The 11250-nt window shown below is 68.0% G+C and carries 11 protein-coding genes; 7 read left to right on the top strand and 4 right to left on the bottom strand.

The features are described from left to right. The 3 genes from ABL843_RS23780 to ABL843_RS23770 all read left to right on the top strand — a co-directional run bounded on the left by ABL843_RS23780 (position 1) and on the right by ABL843_RS23770 (position 3881). Complete coding sequence (locus ABL843_RS23780) at positions 1 to 810, top strand: MinD/ParA family ATP-binding protein (RefSeq protein ID WP_418117567.1); 810 nt, start codon at positions 1 to 3, stop codon at positions 808 to 810. Between the two features lie 38 nt (positions 811 to 848). Next, positions 849 to 1583: an RNA polymerase sigma factor FliA gene (locus ABL843_RS23775; protein ID WP_126023334.1), complete on the top strand. Its 735-nt coding sequence runs from the start codon at positions 849 to 851 to the stop codon at positions 1581 to 1583. 354 nt (positions 1584 to 1937) lie between these two features. Then, complete coding sequence (locus ABL843_RS23770) at positions 1938 to 3881, top strand: glycoside hydrolase family 15 protein (protein WP_418117566.1); 1944 nt, start codon at positions 1938 to 1940, stop codon at positions 3879 to 3881. On the opposite strand, the gene ABL843_RS23765 is transcribed toward ABL843_RS23770, so the two are convergent. The 3 genes from ABL843_RS23765 to ABL843_RS23755 are packed head-to-tail and all read right to left on the bottom strand — an operon-like array spanning position 3844 to position 5948. Continuing rightward, the gene (locus ABL843_RS23765) at positions 3844 to 4185 is read right to left on the bottom strand and encodes a hypothetical protein (protein ID WP_126023335.1); all 342 of its coding nucleotides are present in this window, start codon (positions 4183 to 4185) and stop codon (positions 3844 to 3846) included. The genes ABL843_RS23770 and ABL843_RS23765 overlap by 38 nt on opposite strands. 50 nt (positions 4186 to 4235) lie before the next feature. Next, positions 4236 to 5141, bottom strand: coding sequence for an NAD(P)-dependent oxidoreductase (locus ABL843_RS23760; protein ID WP_184641090.1), 906 nt, complete (start codon positions 5139 to 5141; stop codon positions 4236 to 4238). A 45-nt stretch (positions 5142 to 5186) separates the two neighbouring features. Then, a complete protein-coding gene (locus ABL843_RS23755) occupies positions 5187 to 5948 on the bottom strand; it encodes an SDR family oxidoreductase (RefSeq protein ID WP_184641091.1) in 762 nt (253 codons plus the stop codon). A 140-nt stretch (positions 5949 to 6088) separates the two neighbouring features. Between ABL843_RS23755 and ABL843_RS23750 the strand changes: the two genes are divergently transcribed. Next, complete coding sequence (locus ABL843_RS23750) at positions 6089 to 7042, top strand: 2-hydroxyacid dehydrogenase (RefSeq protein ID WP_418117565.1); 954 nt, start codon at positions 6089 to 6091, stop codon at positions 7040 to 7042. A gap of 30 nt (positions 7043 to 7072) precedes the next feature. Further along, positions 7073 to 8152, top strand: coding sequence for an L-idonate 5-dehydrogenase (locus ABL843_RS23745; RefSeq protein ID WP_418117564.1), 1080 nt, complete (start codon positions 7073 to 7075; stop codon positions 8150 to 8152). A gap of 65 nt (positions 8153 to 8217) precedes the next feature. Here the strand turns inward: ABL843_RS23745 and ABL843_RS23740 are convergent, their stop codons facing one another. Further along, positions 8218 to 9183, bottom strand: a complete 966-nt coding sequence (locus tag ABL843_RS23740) for a LysR family transcriptional regulator (RefSeq protein WP_418117563.1) — start codon at positions 9181 to 9183, stop codon at positions 8218 to 8220. 85 nt (positions 9184 to 9268) lie between these two features. Here ABL843_RS23740 and ABL843_RS23735 point away from each other — a divergent pair, with 85 nt between their 5' ends. Both ABL843_RS23735 and ABL843_RS23730 read left to right on the top strand, forming a co-directional pair. Continuing rightward, positions 9269 to 10144, top strand: coding sequence for an amidohydrolase family protein (locus ABL843_RS23735; RefSeq protein ID WP_418117562.1), 876 nt, complete (start codon positions 9269 to 9271; stop codon positions 10142 to 10144). A gap of 21 nt (positions 10145 to 10165) precedes the next feature. Then, positions 10166 to 11155, top strand: a complete 990-nt coding sequence (locus tag ABL843_RS23730; protein ID WP_418117561.1) for a Bug family tripartite tricarboxylate transporter substrate binding protein — start codon at positions 10166 to 10168, stop codon at positions 11153 to 11155. Positions 11156 to 11250: the final 95 nt, after the last annotated feature.

The following is an 11250-nucleotide window of genomic DNA, read 5'->3' as shown; positions in this document are numbered from 1 at the left end:
ATGAACAAGCTGGTTGCGGATCAGGCGGACGGCCTCCGGCGCCTGCTCGCGCCGACGCAGGCGCGCGTGCTCGCGGTGGCCGGCATGGGGCGCGGCGCGGGCGGCACCACCGCCGCGATGAACTTCGCCGTGGCGCTGGTGGGGCAGGGCCGCAACGTGCTGCTGCTGGACGAGCATTGCCGCGCCGAGGGCTCGGCCTGCGAGGTCTGGGACATCGACCCGCTGGGCGGCCTTGTCGACGTCGCGGCCGGGCGCCTCACGCTGGACGGCGCCGAGGTGCGCATGGCCTGCGGGGTGCATGTGCTGCCGGCGCCGCCCGCGGCTGCAAGAGGAACATCGCAAGGCGCGGCCGACCCGCGCAGGTTCTGGCACGACGGCGTGGTCGTCATCGACGCGGCCTTCGACGGCGAGGGCCGGCTGTCGCCGCTCGCGCAGTGCGCGGACGACCTGCTGCTGGTGCTGCAGCCGCATCCGGCCTCGGTCACCTCGGCCTACGCGGGCATCAAGCGCCTGCACCACGCCCACGGCCTGAAGCAGATGCGCTTCCTGCTCAACGGCGTGGTCGACGTGCAGGCCGCGCGCCAGATCATGAACAACCTCGCCCATGCCGGCAGCCGCTACCTCGCGCTGTCGCTGCGGGCGGCGGGATGGGTGCGCTTCGATCCGCTCGTCTCCGACGCATGGCGGCTGAAGAAGACCATCGCCGAGGCCTTTCCCGCGAGCCATGCGGCGGTCGACTTCCGCCGCGCCGCGGGCGAGATGGACCAGTGGCCATGGCCCGAGGCAGCCCCGCTGCAGGCCGTGGCCTGAGCCGCCGGCTCCGCACCGAGGAAGGACGCACGACGGCCATGTACACCGCACAAGGAACCATCGAGAAATCGCACCTGCTCGCGCAGCACCAGCCGCTGGTGCGCCGCATCGCGCTGCAGATGATGGCGAAGCTGCCGGCCAGCGTGGAGCTGGACGACCTGATCCAGGCCGGCATGCTCGGCCTGCTTGACGCATCCGCGCGCTACCAGGACAACCGCGGCGCGCAGTTCGAGACTTTCGTGAGCCAGCGCATCCGCGGCGCCATGCTCGACGAGCTGCGTGCCGCCGACTGGGGCTCGCGCGGCCTGCGCCAGTCGGCGCGCGGCATCGAGAAGGCGATGCAGGCGCTGGGCCACAGGCTCGGGCGCGCTCCCACCGAAGGGGAGATCGCCCGGGAACTGAAGATGGACATCGAAGCCTACCAGTCGCTGCTGCAGGAGATCCAGGGCTGCCAGCTGCTGTATGTGGAAGACTTCTCCAAGGACGACGCCGACAACGGTTTTCTCGACAGCCACTCGCAGGACGCCCGCAAGGACCGGCGCAGCAGCGACGATCCGCTGGAGCAACTGCTGGAAAGCGGCTTCCGCCACCAGCTGGTGGACGCCATCTCGGCGCTGCCCGAGCGCGACCAGCTGCTGCTGAACCTCTACTACGAGGAGGAGCTGAACCTGCGCGAGATCGGCGCCATCCTCGAAGTGAGCCAGTCGCGGGTGTGCCAGCTGCACAGCCAGGCGATCAGCAGGCTGCGGGCGAAGCTGAAGGATGTGCTCTAGGGTCTGTTCACACTATTTCCGGGGTCGCGTTGGTGCTCCAAGGGGCTGGCTGCAAGGCGCGCGTGCGCAGTAAGGCTGGCGCCTTGCAAGCGCGGGCAACGCCGCAGACGGCCCCTTGGAGCACCAACCCTGCGGGAAGGGCAGCCAGGGCGGGCCACTCGGCGTTGCGCTCCTAGCGTGTGCGCATGCACACGCGTCGTCACGCGCCTTGATTGGCCCGCCCTGGCTGCCCTTCGCGACCCCGGAAATAGTGTGAACAGACCCTAGAAGGATGCGCTGAATAGGCGTTGTCCGTCAGCCAGGCGCGCTCGCCTCCGGCGCAGGGCGCTTGCGAGGGCACGAAAACTCGGAGTCTTGCCAAAGACCCGCAACAAGCAACCCTCTTCAAGGCTGCAGGCCAGCCGCCCCATCGGCGAATACGCGCTCATCGGCTCGACCCACAGCGCGGCGCTGGTGCATCTGGGCGGCGACATCGAGTGGCTGTGCCTGCCGCGCTTCGACTCGGCCGCGATGTTCGCCAGTCTGCTGGGCGACGAGCGCAACGGCCACTGGACCATGTGCGCGCGCGACCGCAAGGCGCGCGTCTCGCGGCGCTACCTTCCCGGCACCGTTGTGCTGGAGACCACGATTCGTACCGGCACGGGCGTGGCCGTCGTCACCGACTTCATGCCTCGCCCCGCGCTGGACGGCACGCACGAGGTGGTGCGCATCGTGCGGGGCGTACGGGGCACGGTGAGCATGCACACCGAGTTCCGCATCCGCTTCAACTACGGCGAGTGGTGCCCGTGGATGGAGCGGCGCGATGGCGCGGTGTTCGCCACGGCCGGGCCGGATTCGGTGCGCATCAGCTCCGGCGTGCCGCTGGTCAACGAGAACTTCGCGAGCTTCGCCGACTTCACCGTGTCGGCGGGGCAGTCCATCGCGTTCAGCCTCGACTGGTTTCCCTCGCACCTGAAGCCGCCGGTGACGCGCGATGCCAACGCGCTGCTGGCGCGCACAGTCGCCGAATGGAGTGCGTGGACCGATCGCTGCGGCTACCACGGCGAATTCCGCGAACCGGTGATGCGCTCGCTGCTCACGCTCAAGGCGCTGACCTACGAGCCGACCGGCGGTATCGTCGCCGCGCCGAGCACCTCGCTGCCCGAGCTGCCCGGCGGCGAGCGCAACTGGGACTACCGCTTCTGCTGGCTGCGCGATGCGGCGCTCACGCTCTACGCGCTGATCGGCTCGGGCTACGTCGAGGAGGCCAGCGCATGGCGCTGGTGGCTGATGCGTGCGGTCGGCGGGTCGCCCGAGGAACTGCAGGTGATGTACGGCCTGCACGGCGAACGCTCGCTCACCGAACTCGAGCTGGGCTGGCTGCGCGGCTACGAGGACAGCCGCCCGGTGCGCATCGGCAACGGCGCGCACGGGCAGCGCCAGCTCGACGTGTACGGCTCGGTCATCGCGGCCTTCCATGCGGCGCGCAAGGCCGGCCTGTCGGACATGGACAAGCTGTGGCCGCTGGAGCGCGCCATCGCGAAGCAGCTGATGGAACTCTGGCGGGAGCCCGACTGCAGCCTGTGGGAGGTGCGCGGCGAGCCCCGCCACTTCGTGCATTCCAAGATCATGTGCTGGCTGGCCTTCGACCGCGTGATCGCGAGCGCCACGGAATACGGGCTCGAAGGCCCCATCGAACGCTGGCGCGAGGCGCGCGACCAGATCCACGCCGAGGTCTGCGCGCGCGGCTACGACGCGTCGAGCAACTCGTTCGTGCAGTACTACGGCGCCGACACGGTGGACGCGGCGCTGCTGTGGATGCCGCTGATCGGCTTCCTGCCGATCCATGACGAGCGCGTTCAGGGCACGGTCGCGCGCATCGAGAAGGAGCTGGTCTTCAACGGGCTGGTGTACCGCTACCGCACCGAGAAAGGCGTGGACGGGCTCGGCGGCGGCGAGGGCGCGTTCATGGCGTGCAGCTTCTGGCTGGCGAACGTGTACGTGGCCATGGGCAAGGTGCGCAAGGCGCGCGCTCTCTTCAGGCGGCTGCTGGCGCTGGGCAACGACCTGGGCCTCTTCGCCGAGGAATACGACCCGGTGGCTCAGCGGCAGCTGGGCAATTTTCCGCAGGCCTTCTCGCACATCGGGCTGATCAACAGCGCGCATGCGCTGGTGTCGGCGGCCGGCGGCGTGTGGGAGCTGGCGGACCTCGATGGCAAGGCGCCGCAGAAGAAAAAGGAAGAGGGCAAGGAAGCGAAGAAGGAAGTGAAGAAGCCGCCCGTCAGGAAGCGTTCGCGAGCGCGAACTCCTCGGCGCTGAACACGGTGTGGAAGACCGTGCCGTCGAACATCTCGAACAGCTTCTTCGACACTTCGCGGCTTTCGTAGCGCACGGGCGATTCGAGAGCGCGGGCGATGTCCTCGCGGCTCGCGTAGCGGATCGACAGCACCATCGCCAGTTCGGGATCGCTCACGTCGCTTTCCAGCTGGCGCAGCACGCGCACCTCGAGTGCACCGGGAAAGCGGGTCCACAGCGGCACGAGCTTCTCGTGCACGTGGCGGTCGAAGGCTTCTTCCATGCCGGGCTTGACCCGGCCCCTGAAGAACGCGCAGCGGATGAACATGGCTTCTCTCTTTCCTGTGTCGAATCTGTGCGATGACGGCGGCGGACCGTTCAGCCGCGTTCGTAGCCGCTGAACTGCCGCATCATCTCGGCCGTGTCGTGCGCGCCCAGCCCGGCCGCGACGAAGGCGCGATGCAGCTCCGAGACGGCGCCCGCCAGTGGCAGCGGAAGCCGCTGGCCCTGCGAGAAGGCCTGCACCGCCTCGAGGTCCTTGAGCATGTTGTCGATGCGGCCGGTGGGCGAGTAGTCACGCGCGGCCATCTTGGGGCCGAACTCGCGCAGGATCTGGCTGTCGGCACGTCCGCCGGAGAGCGCCGCGGGCAGCTTCGAGGCATCGACGCCGCCGGCCTCGGCCAGCCGCACCGCTTCGGCCACTGCCTGGAAGCCGATGGCGCACAGCAGCTGGTTGACCAGCTTGGTGGTCTGGCCCGCGCCGCTTTCGCCCATGTGGGTGTAGTTGGCGCACAGGCTGTCCATCACGGCGCGTGCGCGCTGCACGTCTTCGGCGCTGCCGCCGGCCATCACCGTGAGCTGGCCGAGCAGCGCCTTGGGCGCGCCGCCCGAGAGCGGCGCATCGACGAAGCCCATGCCCGTGCGCTCGCGCAGCGACTGCGCGAGCCGGCGCGTGGAAGGAGGGTCGATGGACGACATGTCGATCAGCAGCCGCTGCGCATCCGCCGGCACGGCGGCGGCGATGCCGTGCTCGCCGAAGATGGCGCGCTCCACCACCGCGGCCGAGTTGAGGCTGGTGATGACGAAGTCGCTGGCACCGGCTGCCTCGCGCGCCGTGGCGGCAGCGATCGCGCCGTGTTCTGCCAGCGCCGCGACCTTGGCGGCATCGAGGTCGAACACGCTCACCCGGTGGCCGCAGCCGAGCAGACGGCGCGCGATGGCCGAGCCCATGATGCCGACGCCGATCACGGCCACGCGCGTCGTCGGGGCGGTCGTCTTCGTCATGCGAAGGCCTTCATGGGATGGCCGATGTGGGCCCGCGGCACGGTGCTACAGGCTCGCGGTGATGCCGCCGTCCACATACAGGATGTGGCCGTTGACGAAGCTCGATGCGTCCGAGGCCAGGAAGATGGCCGCGCCGCCGAGTTCCTCCACGTCGCCCCAGCGGCCCGCGGGCGTGCGGCCCGAGAGCCATGCGGTAAAGGCCTCGTCGGCCACCAGCGCCTGCGTGAGCTCGGTCTTGAAGTAGCCCGGCCCGAGGCCGTTGACCTGGATGCCGTGCTTGCCGAGGTCGATCGCCATGCCCTTGGTGAGCATCTTCACCGCGCCCTTGGTGGCGGCGTAGGGCGCGATGCCCGGGCGGCCCAGCTCGCTCTGCACCGAGCACACGTTGATGATCTTGCCGCGCTTGCGCTCGATCATGCGCTGCGCGACCGAGCGGCCCACCAGGAACACGCTGTCGATGTTGGTGGTGGTGATCTTGTGCCACGCATCCACCGGGAACTCGGCGAAGGCCCCGCGATGCTGCATGCCGGCGTTGTTGACGAGGATGTCGATGGGCCCGACCTCGGCCTCGATGGCGGCCACGCCGGCTTCCACGGCCTCGGCGTCGGTCACGTCGAAGGCCTTTGCTTCGGCCGCGATGCCCCTGGCGCGCAGGGCGTCGCGGGCGGCGGCGAGCAGGGCGGGGTCGCGCGCATTGAGCACGACGCGGGCGCCCGCATTGCCGAGCGCGCCGGCCAGCGCGAAGCCGATGCCCTTGCTGGAGCCGGTGACGAGGGCGGTGCGCCCGGAGAGGTCGAACAGTTTCAAGGGAGTTTCCTGGTGCGTGACAGGCAAATAAGTTACCGGTATCTTTTGATGCAGTCAATGGGTAAACCCCGAGTTCGCGCGGTCCGCTGAAACTATTAAAGTTACCGGTATCATTGCGCGCCAGCCAAAAGGACACCAGCTTGACCACCACCGCCGCTCTTCCGCATGTGCTGATGCCTGGCACCTACCCCGAATGGGACATGGCGCCGATGCGGGAGGCCTACACGCTGCACCGCCTTTGGGAGGCGCCTGACCGGCAGGCCTTCATCGCCGAGCACGCACCGCAGATCCGCGCGATTGCCACGCGCGGCGAACTCGGCGCGAGCACCGAACTCATCGCGGCGTTGCCGAAGCTGGAGCTGGTCGCCTGCTACGGCGTGGGCACCGACGGCATCGACCTCGCCGCCTGCCGCGCGCGCGGCATCCGCGTGACCAACACGCCCGACGTGCTCAACGGCGACGTGGCCGATCTTGCCGTAGGCCTCCTGCTGGCCGTACAGCGGCGCATTCCGGCAGGCGACCAGTTCGTGCGCAGCGGCGCCTGGGCCCACGGCGGCATGCCGCTGGCCACGCGCGTCTTCGGCCAGCGCATCGGCATCGCGGGCTTCGGCCGCATCGGCAGCACCATCGCGCGGCGGCTCTCGGGCTTCGACGTGGAGGTGGGTTACTTCAGCCGCACGCCGAAGGCGGAGAGCCCGCACCGCCACTTCGCCAGCCTGAGCGCGATGGCCGAGTGGTGCGACGTGCTCATCGTCATCCTCCCCGGCGGCGAGGCCACGCGCGGCATCGTCAACGGCGAAGTGCTGCAGGCGCTGGGCCCCAGGGGCTGGCTGGTGAACGTGTCGCGCGGCACCACCGTCGACGAAGCCGCGCTGCTGCAGGCGCTGGAGACGCGCGCCATCGCCGGCGCGGCGCTCGACGTGTTCCTCAACGAACCGCGCATCGACCCGCGCTTCGCCGCGCTCGACAACGTAGTGCTCACCCCGCACCATGGCAGCGGCACCGAAGCGACGCGCCGCGCCATGGGCGAGCTGGTGCGCCGCAACCTCGAGGCCCACTTCGCGGGCCGACCCCTGATCACCCCCGTTGCCTGACACCTGACAAAGACAGAAGGAAGAAGAACCATGCGCCTGCGTTGCATGTGCCTCGTGATCCACGCCCCCGACGACCTGCGCCTGGACGAGCAGGACGCCGGCGAGATCGGCCCCGGCCAGGTGCTGGTGAAGGTCGGAATGGGCGGCATCTGCGGCTCCGATCTGCACTACTTCCACAACGGCGGCTTCGGCACCGTGCGCATCAAGGAGCCAATGGTGCTGGGCCACGAAGTTGCCGGCACCGTGGTGGCGGTGGCGCCCGGCGTCGAGAGCGTGCGCATCGGCGACAAGGTCGCCGTCAACCCGAGCCGTCCCTGCGGCGCCTGCAAGTTCTGCCTCGAAGGCCTGCCCAACCAGTGCCTGGACATGCGCTTCTACGGCAGCGCGATGCGCACGCCGCACGTGCAGGGCGCGTTCCGCAACATGCTGCTGTGCGAGGCCACGCAATGCGTGAAGGTGGCCGACCACGTGCCGCTGCGCCTGGCCGCGCTGGCCGAGCCGTTCTCGGTGGGGCTGCACGGCGTGTCGCGCGCCGGCCCCTTGTTGGGCAAGCGCGTGCTGGTGTCCGGCTGCGGGCCCATCGGCGTGCTTGCCATCGCGGCGGCGCGCGCGCACGGCGCGGCCGAGATCACCGCCACCGACGTGGTCGACGAGCCGCTGGCCATCGCGCGCGCCATGGGGGCCGACAACGCCATCAACGTCGCGCAGGACAAGGCCTGGGTCTCGCGCTACTCCGCCGACAAGGGCACCTTCGACGTGATGCTCGAATGCTCCGGCAACGAGCGCGCGCTGCGCGACGGCCTGGAGGTGATGCGCCCGCGCGGCGTGGTCGTGCAGCTCGGCCTGGGCGGCGACGTGAGCATTCCGCAGAACATGGTGGTGGCGAAGGAGCTCAGCATCTGCGGCTCGTTCCGCTTCCATGCCGAGTTCGCGCTGGCGGTGAAGCTCATCAACGAAGGGCGCGTCGATCTTTCCCCGGTGGTGTCGCACACCTTCCCGATGCTGCAGGCGCGCCAAGCCTTCGAGCTGGCGAGCGACAGGCAGAAAGCGATGAAGGTGCTGATCGACTTCGCGGGGGATGCAGCGCAGGCGGAGGCCGTCGCCGCCTGATTCATCGAGGGAAAGGCCTCGATCACGCCGGTTGAAGCGGCGTCGCCCGGCTCATCGAATCGCCGTCAGTCTTGCACGTGCGATTTCTTGTGCGCGTCGTGAAAGATCTGGTGGATCAGTTCCCTGAACCATTTGTGGCCGGGATCGTGATCGTTGCGGGGATGCCAGACGGCATCGATGGAAAGCGCCAGCTCGGGCAGCGGGAACGGAAAGGCGACGCAGTTCGAGCCTGAGAGCACGCTGCCCATCCAGTGAGCCGGCATGGCGGCAATCAGGTCGGTGGATTCGATCACCGGCACCATGCCTTGCCAGGTGGGCACCTGGATCATGACCCGGCGTGCCAGCCCGCGCTCGGCGAGCAGTTCGTCGAGGATGCTGCTGCCGACCCCCGAGACCTTCAGATGCCCGAGTTCGAGGTATTTGTCCAGGGTCAGCGGTGCGGATGCGGCGGGGTGGCCTTTCCTCATCAACACCATCCATCGGTCGTCCAGTATTCGTCGGGAGGCGGAAAGAACGGAGTGCCCCCGGGAAACGGAGAGCCTGATCTCCACGCCTTCGTATTCGACGCGGTCCGACGGCTGGCGCATCTCGAAAGACTGCACCGAGAGGCTGACACCCGGCGCCACGGTGCGCAGTTCGACGCACAGGCGCGGCAGCAGGAGGATGCCGACATAGTCGGACACGCGCAGAAGAAAAGTCCTTCTCGCGGTGGCGGGGTCGAACTCACCGGCAACGCCGATGGCGTTCTCGATTTCGCTGAAGGCCTTTCTGAAACTCTTCGCGAGGCGAACGGCCTCGGGGGTCGGAACCATGCCTTGCGCGGTTCGCAGCATCAGGGGGTCCTTGAACTGGTCCCTGAGACGGCGCAACGCGTGGCTCACGGCAGAAGAGGTCAGGTTGAGCCTGGCCGCCGCCTTGCTCACGCTTCGCTCTTCGACGAGCGCTTCGAACATCACCAGGAGGTTGAGGTCGATCCTGCGAAGGTTGATCGCTGCGCGATCCTGGTCCGGGGAAAGCTGAATTTCATTCATTTGAATGATGATGGTAATGAATTTGACTGACTGTGGGCCGAGCCAAAACAATCTGGCCTGTACTTAACCAGACAGTTCGGAATCCATGGCAATCACAGGCCGCCACGACGCAGCCCACCAGGCGCTTCCTGGTGAAAAACAAAGAATCTTTCCTGAGGGGGCATGCGACACGCACTTGCATGTTTTCGGATCTCCGGAGGCATTCCCGTTCATCGCCGAGCGCTCGTACACCCCGCCGCCGGCCACGATCGAACAGTACTGGTCTGCCTATAGGCCCTTGGGCATGGATCGCTGCGTTCTTGTCCAGCCGAGCGTGTACGGCCGCGATCACTCGCTCCTGAAGCGGACACTCGGCGACGCAGATCCCGGCAGCATGCGCGGCGTGGCCGTCATCTTCGAAGACACGCCGGATGCGGAGATCGAGGAACTGCATCGACTCGGAGTGAGGGGCGCCAGATGCAATGCGCTGTTCAGCGGAGGCGTTTCCGCCGCCGGCCTGCAATCCATTGCGGATCGGGTGAAGGGGCTTGGGTGGCACATCCAGCTGCTCGTGAACATCGATGCGGATTTCAGCCTCGTCCAGCGCCTGACCGAAAAGGGCATGAGCGTCGTGGTGGACCACTTCGGCCATCCATCGAACTGCGGCGACATCGACAGCAGGGGCGTCAAGGGCCTTCGAAGCCTGCTTCAGGAGGGACGTGCCTGGGTCAAGTTCTCGGGCGCATACCGGATATCCGCGACAGGCTCAGGCGTCGACCCCGCCGTGCTGCCGCTCGCGCACAGCCTGGCGCACGCGAATCCCGATCGCATCGTCTGGGGCTCTGACTGGCCCCATCCCGGCGTCGACGCGAAGTCGATCGCCAGCATCGAGCTGGCAAACCTGATCACCCACTGGTTTCCCGAGGAAATCAGGCGCAAGGCCCTGGTCGAGAACCCGACCCGGCTTTATTGGAACGACTGATTTTTCAAGAAGGAGACATTCATGTTCAATCAAAAAAGCAGCCGCAGAGCTTTCCTGCAAGGTGCCGCATCGCTCGCTGCCTGCGCCGCACTCCACCCCGCCATTGCGCAGAATCGCTTTCCTTCGAAGTCGATCACCCTGGTGGTTCCCTTCGCACCGGGAGGGAACGTGGACATCGTCGGGCGCTCGCTGAGCGTGCCGCTGACCAGGCTGGTCGGCCAGTCCGTGATCATCGACAACCGTGCCGGCGGCGGCGGCGCCGTGGGAACGGGCGCAGTTGCGAGAGCCGAGCCCGACGGGCACACGCTGCTGGTGGCGACACCCGGTCAGCTGGGAACCCTTCCGGAGATCATCAAGGTGCCCTACAAGGCCGACAGCCTGACGCCGGTCGCTCTGCTCAGCCGTACGCCCGTTGTCGTGGTCGTGCGCGCCAACGACCCGCGGTTCAAGACCGCTGCGGACTTCCTCAAGGTCGCCAAGGCTGCCAGCCAGAGCGTGACGGTCGGCCACGCAGGCCCCGGCTCTCCCAACCACCTGGCGCTGCTCCAGTTCGAGGACTCCGCCAAGGCGCAGGTCAATGCCGTGCCCTACAAGGGTTCGGGCCCGGCCCTGGTCGATCTGATGGGCGGCCAGATCGACGCCGTGGTCGACCAGATCACGAGTTCCACCCCGCACATCAAGAGCGGCGCGCTGCGTGCCCTCATCGTGCTGGGCCCGCAGGGCGGCGGGCTTCTCGCCAATGTCCCGACACTGGCTCAGCTGGGCCTGCCGGTGTTCGACGCAACCACCTTCGTCGGATTGTTCGTGCCTCGTGGCGCGCCCGCCGCCAGCGTCGCCAGCCTGCAGGATTGGGCCACCAAGGCCGTGGCCCAGCCGGAGTTTTCCAACGTGATCAAGGACCTGGGCAGCGAGCCCGTCGGAGGCACAGGCGCTGCGCTCCAGAAGCTGGTCAGCGCCGAGTCGGCCCTGGCCGCGCAGATGGTCAAGCAGGGACGCCTGAAGTCCGACTGATCGGCACCGGATCGCCTGGCGCGAGGATCGCAAGGCGCATGACTTACTGGAAGGAAAGCGGCCGTGCGGGCGCTGCAGGTGCGCGCAGGCTCTTG

The organism is Variovorax sp. 350MFTsu5.1, assembly GCF_048302515.1.
Lineage (GTDB): Bacteria > Pseudomonadota > Gammaproteobacteria > Burkholderiales > Burkholderiaceae_C > Variovorax > Variovorax guangxiensis.
Note: the sequence above shows the minus strand (reverse complement) of the source record. Positions and strands in the feature narration are given on the sequence as shown.

Coding starts and splice junctions, on each gene's coding strand:
- ABL843_RS23730 (WP_418117561.1), top strand. CDS start 10,166: ATGTTCAATCAAAAAAGCAGCCGCAGAGCTTTCCTGCAAGGTGCCGCA.
- ABL843_RS23745 (WP_418117564.1), top strand. CDS start 7,073: ATGCGCCTGCGTTGCATGTGCCTCGTGATCCACGCCCCCGACGACCTG.
- ABL843_RS23740 (WP_418117563.1), bottom strand. CDS start 9,183: ATGAATGAAATTCAGCTTTCCCCGGACCAGGATCGCGCAGCGATCAAC.
- ABL843_RS23735 (WP_418117562.1), top strand. CDS start 9,269: ATGGCAATCACAGGCCGCCACGACGCAGCCCACCAGGCGCTTCCTGGT.
- ABL843_RS23780 (WP_418117567.1), top strand. CDS start 1: ATGAACAAGCTGGTTGCGGATCAGGCGGACGGCCTCCGGCGCCTGCTC.
- ABL843_RS23765 (WP_126023335.1), bottom strand. CDS start 4,185: ATGTTCATCCGCTGCGCGTTCTTCAGGGGCCGGGTCAAGCCCGGCATG.
- ABL843_RS23775 (WP_126023334.1), top strand. CDS start 849: ATGTACACCGCACAAGGAACCATCGAGAAATCGCACCTGCTCGCGCAG.
- ABL843_RS23760 (WP_184641090.1), bottom strand. CDS start 5,141: ATGACGAAGACGACCGCCCCGACGACGCGCGTGGCCGTGATCGGCGTC.